This is a genomic window from Thalassobacillus devorans (assembly GCF_900176565.1).
Classification (GTDB): domain Bacteria; phylum Bacillota; class Bacilli; order Bacillales; family Halobacillaceae; genus Thalassobacillus; species Thalassobacillus devorans_A.
The window spans coordinates 228258-247528 of the sequence record NZ_FXEH01000005.1 but is presented as its reverse complement, the minus strand read 5'-3'; the positions used below and the strand labels follow the sequence as shown (position 1 = coordinate 247528).

Genomic DNA, 19271 nt, shown 5'->3' with positions numbered 1-19271 from the left:
TTTTCAATGCCATATATTACAGATGTTTATGCACGCGAAGTATTAGATTCCCGTGGTAACCCAACAATTGAAGTGGAAGTTTATACAGAATCCGGAGCATTCGGTTCTGCACTGGTACCTAGTGGAGCTTCTACTGGTGAGTATGAAGCAGTGGAACTTCGTGACGGAGACAAAGACCGCTACCTTGGTAAAGGGGTACAGCAGGCGGTAGAAAACGTCAACGAAAAAATCGGCCCGGAATTGCTGGGTCTGGATGTTACACAGCAAGTCGTCATCGATTCCTTGATGATGGAACTTGATGGAACTGAAAACAAAGGGAAATTGGGAGCAAATGCTATCCTGGGTGTTTCCATGGCGGTAGCTCATGCAGCAGCTGACTTTGTAGGTCTTCCATTGTACAAATACCTTGGAGGATTCTCTGCAAAAACACTTCCGACTCCAATGATGAACATTCTGAATGGCGGCGAACATGCGGATAACAACGTCGATATCCAGGAATTCATGATTATGCCTGTCGGTGCACCGGACTTCCGTGAAGGATTGCGTATGGGAGCGGAAATCTTTCATTCCTTGAAAAAGGTATTGAAAGAAAAAGGCTATAATACAGGTGTAGGTGATGAAGGCGGCTTTGCTCCGAACCTTCAATCCAACGAAGAAGCACTTTCCACCATCATTGAAGCGATCGAAGCCGCTGGTTATAAGCCGGATGAGCAAGTGAAACTGGCAATGGACGTGGCAGCTTCTGAGGTTTATGAAGACGGTAAATATAACCTGAAAGGCGAAGGTGTAGTCCGTACTTCTGAAGAGATGGTAGATTGGTACGAAGAAATGATCAACAAGTATCCAATCGTTTCTATTGAAGATGGCCTTGATGAGAACGACTGGGAAGGCTTCAAGATGCTGACGGACCGTATTGGCGATCGTGTCCAGCTTGTCGGAGACGACTTGTTTGTAACAAACACGAAGAAACTTAGCCGCGGTATCGAAGAAGGAATCGGAAACTCTATCCTTGTCAAAGTGAACCAGATCGGTACATTGACAGAAACCTTCGAAGCGATCGAAATGGCGAAGAAAGCTGGCTACACAGCAGTTATCTCTCACCGTTCCGGTGAAACAGAAGATGCGACTATCGCTGATATCGCCGTTGCTACGAATGCCGGTCAAATCAAAACCGGTGCACCATCTCGTACGGACCGTGTTGCAAAATACAACCAGTTGCTTCGTATCGAAGATCAGCTGCTTGGTACAGCAGATTACGCTGGCGACAAAGCTTTCTATAACTTGAACAAATAATGGTTGTATAAAAAACTGTTAATAACGATATACTCAGCTTGCAGGAAAACCTTTGGTTTTTCTGCAAGCTTTTTTTGATTGATTAGGAGCAAACAAAAAACCACGAAGAAATCCTTTTTTCTTCGTGGTTTTGTTCATTTCTAAGAAACTTTTTGTACATCCGCTTTTTTAACTTCCAGTTTTCTGATCGTCTTTTTCTACAGCTTTAAGCTGTTGTTTTTCTTTGGAGTTATCTTCTCCATTTACAAGATCGTTAGTGGCATTCTTGAATTCCTTTAATGTGCTCCCAAACGCCCTGCCGATTTCCGGCAGTTTAGAAGGCCCAAAGATAATTAAAGCGATGACTAGTACAAGGATTAACCCTGGAATTCCGATATTTGATAACATTTATTACACCTCCGAAGTTTTATAAAATAGGCATGCCATGGCGTTGGAAGGCTGCTGCTTCCAGATTTGACATCCCTTCCACCTCAGCAGCCGCTGACAGCTTATCCGATACTTTTGGTGCATAGGGAGCTGGCGGTGCGGCGTGTCCCATTTGACGCTGCCTTCCTGCATTTTTACGAGCGAATGGCCCCCAGATGGCAAAGGTTATGCCTGGTGACTGGATATTGACAAAGAAAGTCTCCCCTCTGGTAGAGAAAGTAGGACCTGCAAGTTCTGAACCGTTCAGCCGGTTTTCAGCAAATACATACGTTTCACCTTCTGGGGTCATTCCGATTATCCGGTCGGTTCCGCCTCCATCTTCCGCGATCCAAAGATCTCCCCATGGAGTAATACAAATGTTGTCCGGCATTTCTAAATCATTGGATTCAGTTGACTCGTAGAACAACTCTAATGTATTTGTAGCGGGAATATAACGGTACACACGTCCAAGATTATTGTCACCTGCAGAAGTATCGTCAAACCAGAAGACCCCTCCCTCAAAATATGCACCTTCGAGTCTGCTGAATGGAATGCATCCTTTTTGACCTGCGTCCATGGTAGGTTTCTCTGGATCGACATCCTTCCAAACTATTCCAAATCGTTGACCAGTATAAAAATCGCTGGAATGATCCGAGCTCATTTGCTCCATAGCAGCAGCTTGCAGGACGCCGCCTTTTTGTAGAGCACCGACCCGTTGACTTCTGTCATTGGGAATAAAGCGATAAAAATAGCTAGGCCCGGCATCCTCTGTCAGATAAACAATTCCCGAAGCAGGGTCGATCGCGGTAGCTTCATGGGAAAAAGCACCCATGTCGCGGATTGGGGTCCTGGACAAATTATTTTCTGGATCAGAAGGATCGACCTCGAAAACATACCCATGGCCTTCCTCTAACGTTTCCTCACAAGTCAACCAGGTTCCCCATGGGGTGGCCCCTCCTGCGCAATTGCGGATGGTACCGGAAGAAGTAACATACTCTTCCCGGACTTTGCGGTTGGCGTCTACCACTAATGCAGTAGTTCCTCCAGTATGTTCCCTTTGATAAGGGTTTCTTCCGATGACTGGATACTTCGTATTTCCGCTTAACTCATGATTCCTTACAAGCACGGTAGAGTTGTTCTGTCCCGGAAAGGCTGCCATGCCATCAAACTTTTCCGGTATAGGGCGCCCATCTGCCATAAATCCGCCTTCCTCCGAGATGATCCGATATTGGAATCCTTGAGGGAGGTCGAGGACGCCACCAGGGTCTTTGACCAGTGGACCATAGCCACGGAAGGAATTCTTGGCTGCGCTTGGTGAAGCCAGTGCTCTGGAGTCTGATAATGAAAACAACCCTGTGGAACCTAAAGCAATTGCTGCTGTACTTAGACCGCCTACTTTCAAAAAATCCCGACGATTCATGTTTTTGTTCTTTCTCATTTCTATACCTCCTAATTAAACATGTTCTTAAGCTGCAGATTGGCTGGATGACTCTGCTGCCAGACGTTTTTTATAAACAAATGAAGATAAACTGATGCTGATTTCGTACAGAGTTAAGAGCGGAAGAATGACAAGTACATCTGATAGAAAATCTGGCGGTGTGATTAAAACAGATATTACCACCATCACAAAATAGGCGAACTTTCTAGCTTTCCTTAACCGAATTGGATTCAGAATGCCAAGCCTTGTCAAAAACAATACAACTATTGGCATCTCGAATAACAGCCCGAATGGTACAGTCATGTTCAGCATGAAACGGAAATATTTATCGGCAGTGAACATCATTTCAAATTGACCTTCAGAAAGCGAGGTCAAAAACCCTAAAACCAGGGGGAATAAAAGGAAATAACCGAATGCAAGACCGAACAGGAAAAGAAAAAACATAGCCGGTATGAACCGGAGTGTCACTTTTCGCTCTTCCTGGCTCAATGCAGGTGCAACAAACCGCCAAAGCTGAAATGCTGTAACCGGTATGGTCGCTGCCATAGAGAAGACAGCTGCAAGCATCAAGTATACCCATAGAATTTCACTTGGCCCGAGCACAGCCAATTGTGTGTCCAGACCTCTAATCAGCCATTCATATATTGGTTTGACAAAAATAAACCCCACTATAAGAAATCCGATGAATGACACGAGCGTGATGATTATTCGATTCCTCATTTCTTCTAAATGGCCGATGAGCTGCTGATTTTTTTCACACATAACTTACTCCTTTAATTCAGTTGTTTTTCTTTTTTCGATTGTTTTTTATGGGCACGATCATGAGCTTTATGACGATCATCTTCCACTTCACTGGATGACTGCTTCCCTTCTGGAACGATGGTTGCTGACACTTCCTTTAGGCCAGCCTGGTCCTTTTCGTAGATAAAAGATGCCCGGGTGGAAATATCTGCACCAGGTTTGGAAACAAACGGAAGTACGCGGTAATCTGTTCTCCACTGTGTAGGAGTGACTTCACAGCGAACATATCCGCGGTAGTCATTGAAAAATTTAATATGATCATTCTGCTCTAAAATACGGTCAGTGTCTGCACGTTTATCGGCTCCATTTCCCCCGGATGTAATCGAGGTTCCGACAAATTCCGCACCCAGCACTTGAGATTTCAAATCATCAAAGTCGGCCAGCAGGTTGGATGCCCAGTTGGCATGTACATCACCAGTTAAAACGATGAGGTTGTCCATATCGATGCTGCTTGCATAGTCAGTGATACGCTGGCGGGCAGGTGTATAACCATCCCAGCTATCCATGCTGTAGCGTGGTTCTTCCGTACTTGGCCCGTAGTTTCTTTTGGCGAAGAAGATTTGTTGTGCCAGTACATTCCAGTGCGCTTGGGACTGGTCAAGGTTGCCCAGCAGCCATTGCTCCTGCTTGTCACCTAATAATGTGCGTGAAGGATCAAGCGATTCTTCCGTCTGTGGAGAGCTTTTATCTCCGTTCGCCTGATCGGAACGATATTGACGTGTATCCAATACATAGAAATTTGCCAGGTTTCCATAAGAAAAATTACGATATAACTGCATGTCGGGACCATGAGGCATGGACGATTTCCTGAGCGGCATATGTTCATAGTATGCCTGGTAGGCAGCAATACGGCGGTTAACGAATGCTTCTACAGATTGACCTTTCTCAGGTATCATATCAGCATAATTGTTTTCGACCTCATGGTCGTCCCAGGTCACTACCCATGGAAAAGCTGCATGCGCTGACTGCAGATCTTTATCGGAACGATACTGGGCATGACGATTGCGATAGTCTTCTAATGTCATGATTTCCGGTCCTTTGTGGGTGCGTACATTGCCGGTAGCAGCAACATATTCATCCGGGCCATATTCGTAAATGTAATCACCGAGATGGAACACCAGGTCCAGTTCTTCTTTTGCCATATGTTTATAAGCAGTGTAATAACCATGTTCATATTGCTGGCAGGAAGCAAAAGCGAACGAAAGGCTTGTTACAGCCTCATTGTTTCTTGGAAGTGTTTTAGTCTTTCCGACTGGACTAAAATCTTTTCCAACTTTGAAACGGTAGTAGTAGACGGTGTCCGCCTCCAGGTTTTCGGCTTCAATGTGAATGGAATGTCCAAGTGTTGGACTGGCTACTTCAGTACCACGTTGCACAATATCACGGAAATGGGCATCATTAGCCAACTCCCATTTAACTGCTATATTACGGTCAGGCATGCCCCCGCCATTCAATGGGTCGATAGCTAGTCTCGTCCACAAAATGACACTGTCTGAAAGTGGGTCCCCGGAAGCTACACCAAGTGTAAACGGATAGGTTTCGAACTCTTCTTCCTGCGCTTCGACAGATATGCCTCCCATCGATTGAGCAACCGCTATTCCGAGAGATATCCCAGCAATTTTGCCAGCACCCTGTAAGAATCCTCTCCGGTCGACATCCTTTTGTAATGTTTCTTCATTCAATCTACGGATCAAATCGTCCATTACTCTTTTTTCAGTCATGACATTAGCTCCTTTCCATGTGTGAAATGTTTGGAACAATTGCCATTATAGCTGGTGAATTTTAACTGGTTGTTAAGTAATGTAAATAGAGGAATAAAAGGGTAGATATAAAAACTCAGGAAAAATGGCGGTACCTGAATCTATTTTTCAACCATTAAGACGGAATAATAGTATTTTAGTAGTTAATTTTTTGTCGCTATGAGGAGTTATTTCCTGGTCAATTTTGCCTGATTTTTTTAACATTATCTAAACAATAACTTTAATTATTTTTTCATAAACATTTTGACATTCTACTATGTTTCCGTTACTTTCACTTTATTGATAGACAGAAGGGGTGGAGCGGATGGAAATCTATGAAGCAATCAAACAGAGGAGATCAATTCATGATTTCAACCCACAAAATGTGGAAGAAAGCAAACTAACATCGATTTTCGCTGGGGCATCATGGGCACCGACACACCGCATGAAAGAGCCGTGGGAGGTTCATATTATCCAAAATAAAGCGGTGGCATCTTATGCTGAGCGGGTTACAGAAAGTTATCTGCGTTTGGGGTATGCGGAAGTTTACGATAACGAGAAACAGCGGAAGCTCATGGAAGGCATTCAACAACATCTGTTGTCTATCCCGCACCATGCTATCATTTACATGGAAAAAGAAAAGGATCTGCGACTGTTTGAAGAGGATTATGCTGCTGTCTGTGCTTTTATTCAAAATGTACAATTACTGGCATGGAGTCATGGCGTAGGGGTATTATGGACGACAAACCCCTATATTTATGATAGGGAATTTTCTCGATCCTGTGGTATTGACCCTGACCTTTATAAAATAGTTTCTGTATTACAAATGGGTTATCCAAATAGAATACCCCAGCCAAAAAGACGGACACCAATCGAACAGAAAGTGAATTTTATTAACGATTGACAAATAAATAATAGAAGCACTCTTTAAAATTACTGTAAGGGTGATTTAAAAAACCTGCTGCGTATACACATATTTCTCTCCTCTGTGTATACGCAGCAGGTATTATTAACAATTTTTTTACCCGAAATTTTCTCCTTTGGTCTCCACAATTCTTTCTCTCTTTTGGAAATGAAAATTTTTCCGTATAGAAGCGATAATAGCTGCGACCCATCCCAGTACCATCACGACATAAATTAAAACCATAAGGTCTGCCGGTATATTTAATGCAAGCAGGAGAGTCCGTAAATTTGTCAAAATAATAAAACCTCCAGCCCCTACTCCAAGTATGAATGGCGGGACGATTCGTACAAGCCATGCGGCCAGCGGCGCTGCTGCTACCCCTCCGATCATGAAGGATACTACCCATAACCAATGAAGCTGTTCCCAACCTAAGAATAGTAGAAATCCTAGTGTGGCAGAGATAGTAATAGCAAATTCAGTTGTGTCAACCGTACCAATCACTTTCCTTGGCAATGCCCCTTTTCTGGATAAAAGAACCGGTGTGTTGATCGGCCCCCAGCCTCCTCCCCCAACAGCATCAAAAAATCCTGCTAAAGCACCTAAAGGGTACAGGAAGCAATTTTTAACAGGAACCTCTCTTCGCTTTTCATTGGATGTTTTCATGAGTAAAAAACGAGCTACAATGTAGACCCCCAAAAGGAGAAGGAAGATAGAAATAAATGGTTTGATCTTTTCCCCGGGAAGGCTGCTCAAAAAGGCTGCTCCGAGAAAAGCGCTGATCGATCCAGGAATGATTAGCGGCAGGACTAATTTTTTATCTATATTATCGAATTTATAATGGGAATAACCGGAAACGGCTGTGGTAGCAATTTCAGCCATATGGATAGAGGAAGAGACCACCGCTGGAGCTACTCCATATGCAATCAATAATGTGGATGAGGTTAAACCGTATGACATTCCGAGCGCACCATCAATCAATTGGGCAAAAAAACCTACTAATGTAAAAATGATTAATTTCCTCAAACGAATCAACCTCCAATTAATATTAAACCTATGAGTTTACTCGGGATTAAGTGCTAAAAAAATAAATTTAAAGTAGCTAGTGCTGTTATTTGAAATAATAGCTTTCAATCTAAAGGAATATCCATTACTTGTCAAGCAGTAATGAAAAACCGGTTCTACTTGCCTAGTTGGGGGAAAAAAGCACGAAGTAACCTTGAAACGAGGATACCAGAGGGACGAACAGCAGCTTCCTGCATGCCAATATGATCATCAAAACTGAGAAAAAAGTATAAATATTTTGATTAGTATTGACATTATTTTTAATTACACATATCATGTTTATCAATCGCATAAAACCTAGTTAACTTATCGGATTTATAAGTTAAGGATTTGTTGAGAAACTTTGTAATAAGAAACAAAATTTCTTGAATAGGAGGAGGGGGCGAATGAACCAACCAGCAGTTAGTTATAAAAATTTTCCAGGAGACCCTTTTAAAGGCTGGGAGCCTGTTGATGATACAAAAGGGGCGTCAGAGATCCTGAAGTGGGCTTATAACTCATACGGACTGTCTCTTGTTTACGCTTGCAGCTTCGGAGCGGAAGGCATAGTTTTAATTGATTTGATTGCAAAAGTGAAAAAAGATGCAGAAATTGTTTTTCTTGATACCGGTCTTCATTTCCAGGAAACCTATGACCTGATTGAGAAAGTGAAAAAGAGATATCCTGATCTTATCATTCATATGAAAAAGCCCGAGCTGACACTAGAAGAGCAGTCGCAACAACATGGTTCAGCACTTTGGAAAAAGAATCCGGACCAATGCTGTTATATCAGGAAGATTAAGCCCCTGGAGGATGCGCTTAGCGGAGTGGATGCATGGATTTCAGGATTAAGGAGGGAGCAATCCTTAAGCCGGAGTAAGACTGATTTTGTCAATAAAGATGAACGTTTCAAGTCCATTAAGGTTTGCCCGCTCATCTATTGGACGTGGGAAGACGTATGGGATTATATCCGAGTAAATGAATTGAATTACAATGAACTTCACGATAACAATTATCCGAGCATCGGTTGTATACCCTGCACATTTGCTGTTGAAGGTACAGAAGACTCAAGAGCTGGAAGGTGGAGCGGTTTTAACAAGACCGAATGCGGTCTTCATGTACCTTCAGAAGAAAAGAAATAGACATAAACCTGACATAAGGAGGAACTATTCATGACACTTATTGACCCCCATGGAGGAACGCTAGTGAACCGGCTGAAAGGAAGCTGGGAGGAAGCATCGACAAGTATCGAGCTTGATGCTATGGCTTTAAGCGATCTGGAGCTGATTGCTACGGGAGCCTATAGCCCAATTGAAGGATTTCTTACGAAAGAAGACTATCAATCTGTTGTGGAGAGCATGAGACTGGCGGATGGAACTCCTTGGAGCCTTCCCATCACTTTACCGGTCGGCCGGGAGCAGGCGGAGCGCTTGAACAGAGGAGAGGTAGCAGAGCTGTATAAAGAGGATACCGTATATGGGTTGATAAAAGTCGAAGAGGTTTATCAGCCCGATAAAGAGCAGGAAGCTAAGCAAGTATACTTAACTTCTGATTATGAACATCCAGGAGTTAAAAAACTATTTGACCGGCCTGATTTTTATGTAGCTGGAAAGATTCAATTGCTTCAAAGACCACAACGAGAACATGAGGGGAAATTCTACTTAGATCCTGCCGAGACGAGAGCTTTATTCAAGGAGTCAGGGTGGAAACGTGTGGTCGGCTTTCAAACTAGAAACCCTGTCCACAGGGCTCACGAATATATTCAAAAAGCAGCCTTGGAAACGGTCGATGGATTATTCCTCAATCCGTTAGTCGGCGAAACAAAGAGTGATGATATTCCAAGTGATGTCAGGATGGAAAGCTACCAGGTGCTATTAAAAAACTATTATCCTGAAGGCCGCGTTACTCTCGCAGTCTTTAATGCGGCAATGCGTTACGCAGGTCCCAGGGAAGCGATATTCCATGCACTAGTCAGGAAAAATTTCGGATGTACCCACTTTATAGTCGGGCGTGACCACGCCGGTGTGGGTGATTACTATGGCACTTACGATGCACAGAAGATCTTCAGAAATTTTGAACCCGAAGAGCTTGGAATCACCCCACTCTTTTTTGAACATAGCTTTTACTGCCTGGCATGTGAGGGGATGGCTTCTCATAAAACGTGCCCACATGATGACGACCAGCACGTTATATTGTCGGGGACAAAAGTACGGGAGCTGTTAAGAAATGGGGAAAAACCTCCGAAAACATTCAGTCGTCCTGAAGTCGTCGAAATACTGATCAATGGATTGAACAGCCAGAAGACTGTAAAGCAAGGACAGGAAGGGTGAGCTGATTGAATTCGAATATAGTCTGGCACCAAGCGACAATTGAAACGAAGGATTACCGGAGCAAAAACGGACACCACAGTGGAGTAGTCTGGCTTACCGGGCTGTCTGGTTCAGGCAAATCAAGTATTGCCAATCAAGTGAATAAGAAGCTGTATGAAAGAGGTATTCAAAGTTATATTCTGGATGGTGACAATATCCGACATGGGTTGAATGCGGACCTGGGGTTTAAACCTGAGGATCGAAAAGAAAACATAAGAAGAATCGGGGAAGTCGCCAAGCTGTTCGCAGACAGCGGGACCATTGTTTTGACCGCATTTATCTCTCCGTATCAGGAAGACAGGGACCGTGTACGGAATATCATCGATCCTGGTGACTTTCTGGAGGTGCATGTCGACTGCCCGCTGTCCGAATGCGAGTCCAGGGATCCGAAAGGCCTCTATAAAAAAGCAAGAACTGGAGAAATAAAAGGATTTACGGGAATTGATTCCCCATATGAGTCACCGGCTTCGCCAGAACTGGTACTGGAATCGAACGCATACAGTGTAGATGAATGTGCAGAGCAGCTCATTTCTTTTCTCGAGAAAAATGAATGGCTGTAAGGATGCCAAATAATAAGTTTTGGTTTGGGGAAAAGGAGTGATGATTTACGATGAAAAAAGTATTTTTGGTCGGGGCAGGTCCTGGGGAACTTGATCTGATTACCGTTAAAGGACTGAAAGCAATCCAGCAGTCAGACGTAATATTGTACGACCGGTTGATTAATGAACAGCTTCTTGAGGAAGCTCCAGATTATGCTGAACTTATTTACTGCGGGAAAAGTCCAGATAATCATTCACTGACCCAGGAGAGCATTAATGGACTGCTTTGCAAGTTCGCCTTACAAGGAAAAACAGTCACGCGTCTAAAAGGAGGCGACCCATTCATCTTCGGCAGAGGAGGAGAGGAGGCCAGGGAGCTTGCCAAACGAAGGATACCCTTCGAAATTGTCCCAGGGATTACCTCAGGGGTCGCTGCTCCCGCTTATGCCGGAATCCCTGTCACCCATCGTGATTACAGTTCTTCTGTCGCTTTTATTTCCGGAGTAAGCAAGCTCGGTCCAGAAGAAGAATCGTATTGGAGTCACGTTGTAAAATGCATGGATACGCTTTGCATCTATATGGGTGTAAACAAACTGCCAAAAATCTGTGAGATGCTGATTCGAAACGGATGTCATAGTAAAACCCCTGTGGCCCTTGTGCAGGCGGGCACAACCGATGATCAGCTCACAGTGACGGGTACATTGGAAGATATCATACAAAAAGCGAAAGGGATAAAGAACCCGGCTATGATCATTGTGGGGGAAGTAGTAAAGCTTCGTGATCAGTTACAATGGTTCGAGCAGCTGCAACCAGACGAAACAAAGACTGTTGTCGGGTAGGAATAAGGAGGGCCGGTCATTATGCAAGGAATATTATACGTCAGCCATGGCAGCCGGGTCCCGGAGGCAAGACGACAAGCAGTTGATTGCATTCACTCTGTCCAGTCCAAGGTGGGGATAGGGCTTCAGGAAATCTGTTACTTGGAACTGGCACAACCGGATATGGCGGAAGGAATCAGACTGCTGGCGGAAAAGGGAGCAGATAAGATTGCAGTTATTCCTGTATTATTGCTGCGTGCAGGCCATTATTATACAGATATACCTAAGGGAATCGAAGCAGCTAAAAACAAGTATCCTGATATAGAATTTCAATATGGTAAACCGCTGGGAGTCCAGGATCGACTAATTGATATTTTAATCGAGCGTATAAAGGAAAAGCACGGCCCCATTTGTCCAGATGCTAATATTCTCCTGGTGGGCAGAGGAAGTCGAAACCCCGAAACGCCTGCGGCTATACAGAAGATTCAGAAGCAGCTTTCCCAAAAACTTAGTGGAATGAATGTGGATGCCTGTTACTTGGCTGCCTGTCAGCCCTCTTTTGAAAAAGGTCTGGAAAAGTCCATTCAAGCAGGTTATAGCCAGACAATTGTTGTCCCATATCTATGGTTCACTGGCATTTTAATACAGTCGATGCAGAAGAAAGTCAGGGAGTATCAGAAGGACGGTCATCAGGTGATTTTATGCGATCATCTTGGTGATCATCCAATGATGGTTGAAGCATTAGCGGAACGAGTCTATGAACTCCTTCCTGGTAAAAAGGTGAAAAATTATGCCCAATGAATCCATAGAACAGCAAGAAGTCAATTTCCAGCCATTGATGATCGACTTCAACAGCAGGAGCGTCGTCATTATCGGAGGAGGAAAGGTGGCAGCTAAAAGAGCCAGGGTGCTCCTCCAGGGCGGGGCCGTAATTACGGTCATCAGTCCTTCATTGGAACCGGGATTAGAAAAGTTATGGGAGCAAAAGAAAGTTAATTGGAAAAAGAAGTTTTTTGAGCCTGATGATCTTGAAGGAGCATTCATGGCTGTCGTGGCAACGAATGACCCGTCAGTGATTTTATCTGTACCCCACCCCACTTCAGGTTTGCCGCTCGTAAATTCTGCGGGGGAAGCACGCAGGGGGAATGTTCAGTTTCCAGCTTTTCTGACAAGAGGAAAATTGACCCTAGCGGTATCGACTAGTGGGGCAAGTCCAATGCTTACTTCTCAAATCAAAGAAGAGTTGGAAAATCGATTTGAATCAGATTATGAAGGTTATGTGGATTTTTTATATGAGTGCCGACAGCTGATTAAGAATTCTCTCCTTACTAAACAGGAAAAACGACAATTTCTTCATGAACTCTTAGATGAATCCTTTATGAATGAAGAAAAGCAGCAACAGACAATCTTATGGCTTAAGAAACTGGCAGCAGGAGGGTGAGAAGCGTGAGTAATCTGGAGGGAAGACGTATCGGGATAGCCGCAGAAAGAAAAGCCGAGGTCATCAGCAAAATGATTCGGAATAAAGGCGGCATCCCTGTTATCTACCCGCTACAGGGTATGCAGCATCTGGATGAGGATACGAGCAGGAAGAACATCCATGACTTTCTGGAAAAACCGTTTGACTGGGTGGTTTTAACCACAGGAATAGGAGCGGTAACTCTAGAAGACGAAGCAAAGAAAGCAGGGGTTCATAAAGAATTTCTCAACAAATTACACCAGGCGCAATTGGCAGTCAGAGGAAGGAAAACAATGCAATGGCTGAAGGAGAATTCTCTCCAGGCAGAAATTGTTTCACCAGATGGGACGATGGAAAGTCTTCTTTCAGCTTTTGCTACGAATGCTAATCAGGAAGGTATTTTTTTGCAGGCTTATAACCAGGACGATGCCAGATTGAAAGATTCGCTGGATCATCTTGGATACTCTGTTTATCTGTCACAGCCTTATTATTATGAGAAGCCGCTGGATAAAGTGATTAATAGTCTGAAGTGTGATATTGCGGATCTCTACCTGGATACAGTGGTGTTCACCAGTAAAACCCAGGTCAGAAACTTATTCCATGATGAAAGTGGCCGTGAAATTCTAGTGAAAGCCTTCAACCATAAAGTTTTACCAGCAGCCATCGGGAAAGTAACAGCTGGTGAGCTGTCGGCACAAGGCATTACTGACGTTCTTCAGCCTGTTGATTCTAAAATGGGGGCGATGGTAGTGGCCATTGACCACCACTATCGGCAAGCACAAAGCCCGTGACTAGGTTAAAGGTTAAGCAGTATTTGCAGTATAAAAAGATTAATTTTTGTGAGGTGGATAGTTTTGCAGTTTCAGGTAGAGAATAGTCCATTTACTAAAGAGCAGGTAGAATATCTGAACCGCCTTTTGCCAACATTGACAGAGGCGCAGAAAATATGGTTAAGCGGTTGTCTGTCTGCTTCTTTTGGCGGGGAATCAGCAGCAACAATGGAGGGGCCTGTCCGTGAGGGTTCGTCAACTGCACCTGCTTCGGTTGAAGAGGCAGCGGCTGCTGTCCGTGAAGTAACGGTCCTTTTTGGTTCCCAAACAGGGAATGGGCAGGGGCTTGCGGATGAATTGACGAAAAAACTGGAAGAAAAAGATTATACGGTCACACTTTCTTCCATGGATGACTTCAAACCGAAGTCCATTAAGGATGCAGAGGATTTATTGATCATCGCCAGCACCCATGGTGAAGGAGATCCACCGGATAATGCACTTTCATTCTACGAATTTCTCCATAGTAAACGGGCTCCAAAGCTTCAAGATGTCCGTTTCTCTGTTCTTTCCCTTGGAGACAGTTCTTACGAATATTTCTGTCAGACGGGAAAAGATTTTGATAAACGTCTGGAAGAATTAGGAGCAGAAAGGCTTCATCCCCGAGTTGATTGTGATGTCGATTTTGAAGATTCTGCGGAAGAATGGTTTGAAGGTGTATTAACTAAATTGAATGCAAGCCGGGGAGAGCAAGGAAATGCAACATCATCTCAAGCAACAGTAGCTGAGGCGTCTTCCGAACAGGTCTATTCAAGAAAAAAGCCTTTTGATGCAGAAATATTGGAGAACCTGAATCTGAATGGCAGAGGATCAAATAAAGAGACACGGCATTTGGAACTGGATCTTGAAAGTTCAAATCTTGTGTATGAACCAGGCGATAGTTTAGGGATATTTCCACAAAATGACCCTGTTCTTGTCGAACAACTTATAGAAGGAATGGGGTGGAGCCCGGAAGAATCGGTACAGGTAGATAAACAAGGGGAATTAAGGTCCGTTCGGGAAGCGCTCCTTTCCTTTTTTGAAATTACCCGGTTGACGAAACCGTTGCTGGAACAGGCAGCAGATCTAACTAGTAATGAGCAGTTAAACACACTCCTTGAACCTGAACGGAAAGAAGATTTGAAAGAGTATCTGGAAGGCAGGGATCTGCTTGATCTTATCCAGGATTATAAAATACAAGCTTCACCACAGGAGTTCGTGACTATATTACGGAAAATACCACCACGATTGTATTCAATTGCGAGCAGCCTGAAGGCGAATCCGGATGAAGTACATCTTACCATTGGCGCGTTGAGGTATGACGCTCATGGGCGAAGCCGATCGGGCGTATGTTCCGTCCAGTGTGCAGAACGATCTCAGCCTGGCAACACGCTTCCAGTCTACATTCAGCATAATCCTAATTTCAAACTTCCGGAAAACCCAGATACTCCTATCATCATGATCGGGGCAGGAACAGGGGTGGCACCTTATCGGGCATTCCTGGAGGAACGGGAGGAAATCGGAGCAGAGGGAAAAACTTGGTTGTTTTTCGGTGAGCAGCATTTTAGATCAGATTTCCTTTACCAGACGGAATGGCAGAAGTGGCTGAAGGAAGGCGTGCTTACCAGGATGGATGTCGCATTTTCCCGGGACACGGAGGAGAAAATCTATGTTCAGCATCGGATGCTGGAAAAAGGCAAAGAACTTTACCAATGGTTGATCGAAGGAGCCGTCATCTATGTATGCGGCGATGAAAAACATATGGCTCATGATGTTCAAAATGCCCTCCTGACTGTTTTGGCACAGGAAGGCGGTCTGGAAAAGGAAGAAGCAGAAGATTATCTGAGTAAAATGAGGCAGGAAAAACGATACCAGCGTGACGTTTACTAAGGAAACAGGGACATAAAGGGGAAGGAGTTTAAGTATGACAGACCAGAAAAAGAAGCAACAACATGGCCCGCCCAGTGAAATGGAGAATATAAAAGAAGAAAGCGACTATCTCCGGGGTACAATTACCGAAAGCTTTTCCGACCCGCTTACAGCGGGAATAAAGGATGAAGATGCCAAGCTGTTGAAATTTCATGGCAGCTATCAGCAGGATGACCGGGATGTACGGAATGAACGTAGAAAGCAGAAGCTGGAGCCAGCTTACCAATTCATGGTGCGTGTCCGTCTCCCAGGGGGCTTAGCAACGCCGGATCAATGGCTTACCATGGATGAGATAGCTGACCATTATGCAAATGGGACACTCAAACTGACCACTCGTCAGACGTTCCAGCTGCATGGAGTTTTAAAATGGAATATGAAGAAAAGTCTTCAAAAGATGAATCAGTCGCTAATGGATACCATAGCTGCTTGTGGTGACGTCAACCGTAATGTCATGTGTAATGTTCAGCCATACCAGTCAGAAACCCATGCAGAGGTCTATGATCTTGCGAAGGAATTAAGCGATCATCTTCTTCCGAAAACGAAAGCTTACCATGAGATTTGGCTGGATGAGGAAAAAGTAGCCGACAGCCGGGAACCTGAAGAAATCGAGCCAATGTATGGTAAATACTATCTGCCAAGAAAATTTAAAATCGGAATCGCGGTGCCTCCTTCTAATGATATTGATGTGTTTTCGCAGGATTTAGGATTTATTGCGATTGTGGAAGCAGGCAAATTAAAAGGATTTAATGTAACTGCAGGTGGCGGCATGGGGATGACTCATGGCGATACAAACACATACCCTCAATTGGGGCGTGTCATCGGCTTTTGTCCTGCTGATAAGATTACAGAGGTTGCGGAAACCATCATTACCATCCAGCGCGATTATGGAAACCGCTCCGAGCGGAAAAATGCCCGGTTTAAATATACGATTGATGCACATGGAGTGGATTGGCTAATCAGGGAATTGAACGATAGACTGGGATGGGAGCTGGCAGAAGAGCATCCGTATTACTTTGAAAATAACGGTGACCGTTATGGATGGATGAAAGGTGATGGGAAATGGCATTTGACATTGTTCATCCAGAATGGAAGGATTCAGGATAGCCATGAACAGTCCCTGAAAACGGGCTTAAGAGAAATTGCCAAAGTTCATACGGGTGATTTTCGGCTTACTCCGAACCAGAATGTAATCATTGCCAATGTGACGGAAGAAAAGAAACGGGAAATTGATTCACTTGTCCAAAAATACGGTTTGACCGATGGTAAAGAGAATTCTGCACTGCGTAGAAATTCTATGTCTTGTGTTGCTCTGCCTACCTGCGGTTTGGCAATGGCGGAGTCCGAACGTTACCTGCCTGTGCTGCTGGATAAAATCGAAGATATTCTGAAAGAAGCAGGTCTTGAAGAGGAAGAAATAGTCATCCGAATGTCAGGCTGTCCCAATGGATGCTCACGACCTGCATTGGGTGAGATTGCCTTCATCGGAAAAGCACCAGGTAAATATAATATGTATTTGGGTGCCGGTTTCACTGGCGACCGTTTAAATAAACTTTATCGTGAAAATATAGGAGAAGAGGAAATTCTTGCTGAATTAAAACCTATATTGTTCGATTATGCAGAGAAGAAAGAGGACAAAGAACATTTCGGAGATTTTGTAATCCGTGCTGGGTATGTAGAAGAGGTTCATTCGGGCCTTGATTTCCATAAGTGAAACACAAAAAGCTGACGCCTTCCAGGAAAGTGTCAGCTTTTTGGAGCTTCATTTTCAGTTTTATGTTCAGGGTTGTTATCTTCATTATCTGGAAGTGGATCTACCGTGTGCTTATAATTGTAGCCAGAGTTGACAGCGAAACCGAAAGCGGCAGCAATTCCCAAAACAATGAGGATGGAAACAATGATGATAATTGTATAAGTCATGTTAACACTTCTTTCATTAAAAAGATGAATGAAAAAGAAGGAGAGCGGATCCCCTTCTTTTTCATTTATTGTGTCATTATTACCCACAAATTACTATTATTGATTTGTTTTTTCTTTAATGAATGCCACAACTTCATCTGCTGTACCCATAGAGAGCAAGGTGTCTTTATAAGAAGCCATTTCCTCTCTGGATAAGTCCTTCAACTGTGTACGTGCAGGAAGAATGGATGTTGCGCTCATACTGAATTCATCAAGTCCCAATCCAAGCAGGATAGGAATAGCTATAGCGTCTCCGGCCATTTCGCCGCACATGCCTGCCCATTTTTCTTCTGCGTGAGCAGCTTCGATAACATTGTTGATCAAGTTCAATATCGCCGGATTGTATGGCTGATACAAGTAGGAAACCCGTTCATTCATACGGTCGGCAGCCATTGTATACTGAATCAGGTCATTTGTTCCGATGCTGAAGAAGTCAACCTCTTTAGCGAACTGGCGTGCAATCATCGCAGTCGCGGGAATTTCAACCATGATACCAACTTCAATATCATCGGAAATGTCATGGCCTGCTTCTTTCAGTTTCAACTTTTCTTCGTCCAGCATGTTTTTCGCTTCACGGAATTCTTCCAATGTAGCGATCATAGGGAACATGATTTTCAGGTTACCGTGCACACTGGCACGCAAAAGTGCGCGTAATTGGGTACGGAAAATATCATCGCGTTCCAGGCAGAGACGGATGGCGCGGAAGCCTAAAAATGGATTCAATTCTTTCGGAAGATCAAGGTAATCCAACTCCTTGTCACCGCCGATGTCGAGTGTACGTACGACAACAGGCTTGTCTCCCATTTGCTCTAGTACGGATTTATAGGCACCGAACTGCTCTTCCTCCGTTGGTAGTTGACTTTTCCCCATATAAAGGAATTCGGTACGGTAAAGACCGACCCCTTCGCCACCATTATTCAATACACCTTCAACATCATCTGGTGTACCAATATTTGCTGCAAGCTCGACGTGCGTTCCATCCGCTGTGACGGTTGGCTCATCCTTGAGCTTCGCCCATTCTTGTTTTTGTTTTTCAAAATCGTTCATTTTCTGTTGATAAGATTCCAATTCTTCCTCGGAAGGATTTACAATGACATCACCATCAATACCGTCAACAATGATTGTTTCATCCTTTTCAGCTTTACTGGTGATTTCTTTTGTTCCAACTACCGCAGGAATTTCCAGGGAGCGTGCCATGATAGCTGAGTGGGAAGTACGACCTCCGATATCTGTCGTAAACCCTTTGACATACTGTTTGTTCAATTGTGCAGTATCTGAAGGGGTGAGATCGTCTGCTACAATAACAACTTCTTCATTGATTAAAGCCGGATCCGGGAACGTAACCCCCAACAGGTGAGCCATGACACGTTTGGTGACATCCTGGATATCGGCGGCACGTTCGCGCATGTATTCATTATCCATGTTTTTGAACATATCGATGAACATATTCGCTGTCTCATCCAACGCTGCTTCAGCATTGACATTTTCAGATTTGATTTTATCCTCTATTGGCTGAATCAATTCAGGATCGCTTAGTACCAGCAGGTGGGCAGAAAAAATTTCTGCATGCTCATCTCCAAGTGATTTCTTCGTATGTGCCTTAATTTTCTCAAGTTCAGACTTGGAAATGTCCAATGCCTCATGCAACCGTTTCACTTCATCTTCCGGAACGTCGACGTTATTTTTATTATAGGAAAGGTCTGGAGCCTCCAGGCGGTATACCTTTGCGATAGCAATACCACTGGAAGCTGCAATCCCTTTGATGTGACTCATG

General features: G+C 44.0%; 18 protein-coding genes. 11 read left to right on the top strand and 7 right to left on the bottom strand.

Annotation, left to right across the window (positions count from 1 at the left end; genetic code table 11):
* Nucleotides 1–6: 6 nt before the first annotated feature.
* Nucleotides 7–1293, top strand: coding sequence for a phosphopyruvate hydratase (gene eno, locus B9Y67_RS06095; protein WP_085505877.1), 1287 nt, complete (start codon nucleotides 7–9; stop codon nucleotides 1291–1293).
* 168 nt (nucleotides 1294–1461) lie between these two features.
* On the opposite strand, the gene B9Y67_RS06090 is transcribed toward eno, so the two are convergent.
* The 4 genes from B9Y67_RS06090 to B9Y67_RS06075 are packed head-to-tail and all read right to left on the bottom strand — an operon-like array spanning nucleotide 1462 to nucleotide 5658.
* Nucleotides 1462–1680, bottom strand: coding sequence for a twin-arginine translocase TatA/TatE family subunit (locus B9Y67_RS06090; protein ID WP_085505876.1), 219 nt, complete (start codon nucleotides 1678–1680; stop codon nucleotides 1462–1464).
* 19 nt (nucleotides 1681–1699) lie between these two features.
* The gene (locus tag B9Y67_RS06085; RefSeq protein ID WP_085505875.1) at nucleotides 1700–3136 is read right to left on the bottom strand and encodes an alkaline phosphatase PhoX; all 1437 of its coding nucleotides are present in this window, start codon (nucleotides 3134–3136) and stop codon (nucleotides 1700–1702) included.
* Nucleotides 3137–3163: 27 nt separating this feature from the next.
* A complete protein-coding gene (tatC, locus tag B9Y67_RS06080; RefSeq protein ID WP_085505874.1) occupies nucleotides 3164–3898 on the bottom strand; it encodes a twin-arginine translocase subunit TatC in 735 nt (244 codons plus the stop codon).
* A gap of 11 nt (nucleotides 3899–3909) precedes the next feature.
* Nucleotides 3910–5658, bottom strand: coding sequence for an alkaline phosphatase D family protein (locus B9Y67_RS06075; RefSeq protein WP_085505873.1), 1749 nt, complete (start codon nucleotides 5656–5658; stop codon nucleotides 3910–3912).
* Nucleotides 5659–6001: 343 nt separating this feature from the next.
* Here B9Y67_RS06075 and B9Y67_RS06070 point away from each other — a divergent pair, with 343 nt between their 5' ends.
* Nucleotides 6002–6580 (top strand): nitroreductase family protein, encoded by a 579-nt coding sequence (locus B9Y67_RS06070; protein WP_085505872.1) that lies wholly within the window; start codon nucleotides 6002–6004, stop codon nucleotides 6578–6580.
* Nucleotides 6581–6697: 117 nt separating this feature from the next.
* Here the strand turns inward: B9Y67_RS06070 and B9Y67_RS06065 are convergent, their stop codons facing one another.
* A complete protein-coding gene (locus B9Y67_RS06065; RefSeq protein WP_085505871.1) occupies nucleotides 6698–7603 on the bottom strand; it encodes a sulfite exporter TauE/SafE family protein in 906 nt (301 codons plus the stop codon).
* Nucleotides 7604–8028: 425 nt separating this feature from the next.
* Here B9Y67_RS06065 and B9Y67_RS06060 point away from each other — a divergent pair, with 425 nt between their 5' ends.
* From B9Y67_RS06060 to cysI, 9 genes are all read left to right on the top strand, one after another.
* Nucleotides 8029–8763, top strand: coding sequence for a phosphoadenylyl-sulfate reductase (locus tag B9Y67_RS06060; RefSeq protein ID WP_085505870.1), 735 nt, complete (start codon nucleotides 8029–8031; stop codon nucleotides 8761–8763).
* 30 nt (nucleotides 8764–8793) lie between these two features.
* Nucleotides 8794–9951 (top strand): sulfate adenylyltransferase, encoded by a 1158-nt coding sequence (sat, locus tag B9Y67_RS06055; protein WP_085505869.1) that lies wholly within the window; start codon nucleotides 8794–8796, stop codon nucleotides 9949–9951.
* A 5-nt stretch (nucleotides 9952–9956) separates the two neighbouring features.
* Complete coding sequence (gene cysC / locus B9Y67_RS06050) at nucleotides 9957–10550, top strand: adenylyl-sulfate kinase (RefSeq protein WP_085505868.1); 594 nt, start codon at nucleotides 9957–9959, stop codon at nucleotides 10548–10550.
* Nucleotides 10551–10600: 50 nt separating this feature from the next.
* Nucleotides 10601–11368 carry a uroporphyrinogen-III C-methyltransferase gene (gene cobA, locus B9Y67_RS06045; protein WP_085505867.1) on the top strand — a complete coding sequence of 256 codons (768 nt, stop codon included), beginning with the start codon at nucleotides 10601–10603 and terminating at the stop codon, nucleotides 11366–11368.
* A 21-nt stretch (nucleotides 11369–11389) separates the two neighbouring features.
* Nucleotides 11390–12148: a sirohydrochlorin chelatase gene (locus tag B9Y67_RS06040; RefSeq protein WP_085505866.1), complete on the top strand. Its 759-nt coding sequence runs from the start codon at nucleotides 11390–11392 to the stop codon at nucleotides 12146–12148.
* The gene (locus tag B9Y67_RS06035; RefSeq protein ID WP_085505865.1) at nucleotides 12138–12788 is read left to right on the top strand and encodes an NAD(P)-binding protein; all 651 of its coding nucleotides are present in this window, start codon (nucleotides 12138–12140) and stop codon (nucleotides 12786–12788) included. The genes B9Y67_RS06040 and B9Y67_RS06035 overlap by 11 nt, the downstream gene beginning before the upstream one ends.
* Before the next feature lie 5 nt (nucleotides 12789–12793).
* Nucleotides 12794–13597: a uroporphyrinogen-III synthase gene (locus B9Y67_RS06030; RefSeq protein ID WP_085505864.1), complete on the top strand. Its 804-nt coding sequence runs from the start codon at nucleotides 12794–12796 to the stop codon at nucleotides 13595–13597.
* Nucleotides 13598–13660: 63 nt separating this feature from the next.
* On the top strand, nucleotides 13661–15502 hold the full coding sequence (locus B9Y67_RS06025; RefSeq protein ID WP_085505863.1) for an assimilatory sulfite reductase (NADPH) flavoprotein subunit: 1842 nt from the start codon (nucleotides 13661–13663) through the stop codon (nucleotides 15500–15502).
* Between the two features lie 34 nt (nucleotides 15503–15536).
* The gene (gene cysI, locus B9Y67_RS06020; RefSeq protein WP_085505862.1) at nucleotides 15537–17252 is read left to right on the top strand and encodes an assimilatory sulfite reductase (NADPH) hemoprotein subunit; all 1716 of its coding nucleotides are present in this window, start codon (nucleotides 15537–15539) and stop codon (nucleotides 17250–17252) included.
* Nucleotides 17253–17284: 32 nt separating this feature from the next.
* Here cysI and ytzI read toward each other — a convergent pair whose 3' ends face one another.
* Both ytzI and ptsP read right to left on the bottom strand, forming a co-directional pair.
* A complete protein-coding gene (gene ytzI / locus B9Y67_RS06015; protein ID WP_085505861.1) occupies nucleotides 17285–17458 on the bottom strand; it encodes a YtzI protein in 174 nt (57 codons plus the stop codon).
* A 96-nt stretch (nucleotides 17459–17554) separates the two neighbouring features.
* Complete coding sequence (gene ptsP, locus B9Y67_RS06010; RefSeq protein WP_085505860.1) at nucleotides 17555–19270, bottom strand: phosphoenolpyruvate--protein phosphotransferase; 1716 nt, start codon at nucleotides 19268–19270, stop codon at nucleotides 17555–17557.
* Nucleotide 19271: the final 1 nt, after the last annotated feature.

What these genes read in the sequence shown, in the direction of transcription:
- B9Y67_RS06090 (WP_085505876.1), bottom strand. Translation starts at nt 1,680, where the DNA reads ATGTTATCAAATATCGGAATTCCAGGGTTAATCCTTGTACTAGTCATC.
- B9Y67_RS06035 (WP_085505865.1), top strand. Translation starts at nt 12,138, where the DNA reads ATGCCCAATGAATCCATAGAACAGCAAGAAGTCAATTTCCAGCCATTG.
- B9Y67_RS06070 (WP_085505872.1), top strand. Translation starts at nt 6,002, where the DNA reads ATGGAAATCTATGAAGCAATCAAACAGAGGAGATCAATTCATGATTTC.
- eno (WP_085505877.1), top strand. Translation starts at nt 7, where the DNA reads ATGCCATATATTACAGATGTTTATGCACGCGAAGTATTAGATTCCCGT.
- cobA (WP_085505867.1), top strand. Translation starts at nt 10,601, where the DNA reads ATGAAAAAAGTATTTTTGGTCGGGGCAGGTCCTGGGGAACTTGATCTG.
- tatC (WP_085505874.1), bottom strand. Translation starts at nt 3,898, where the DNA reads ATGTGTGAAAAAAATCAGCAGCTCATCGGCCATTTAGAAGAAATGAGG.
- B9Y67_RS06085 (WP_085505875.1), bottom strand. Translation starts at nt 3,136, where the DNA reads ATGAGAAAGAACAAAAACATGAATCGTCGGGATTTTTTGAAAGTAGGC.
- ptsP (WP_085505860.1), bottom strand. Translation starts at nt 19,270, where the DNA reads ATGAGTCACATCAAAGGGATTGCAGCTTCCAGTGGTATTGCTATCGCA.
- ytzI (WP_085505861.1), bottom strand. Translation starts at nt 17,458, where the DNA reads ATGACTTATACAATTATCATCATTGTTTCCATCCTCATTGTTTTGGGA.
- B9Y67_RS06040 (WP_085505866.1), top strand. Translation starts at nt 11,390, where the DNA reads ATGCAAGGAATATTATACGTCAGCCATGGCAGCCGGGTCCCGGAGGCA.
- sat (WP_085505869.1), top strand. Translation starts at nt 8,794, where the DNA reads ATGACACTTATTGACCCCCATGGAGGAACGCTAGTGAACCGGCTGAAA.
- cysI (WP_085505862.1), top strand. Translation starts at nt 15,537, where the DNA reads ATGACAGACCAGAAAAAGAAGCAACAACATGGCCCGCCCAGTGAAATG.
- B9Y67_RS06075 (WP_085505873.1), bottom strand. Translation starts at nt 5,658, where the DNA reads ATGACTGAAAAAAGAGTAATGGACGATTTGATCCGTAGATTGAATGAA.
- B9Y67_RS06060 (WP_085505870.1), top strand. Translation starts at nt 8,029, where the DNA reads ATGAACCAACCAGCAGTTAGTTATAAAAATTTTCCAGGAGACCCTTTT.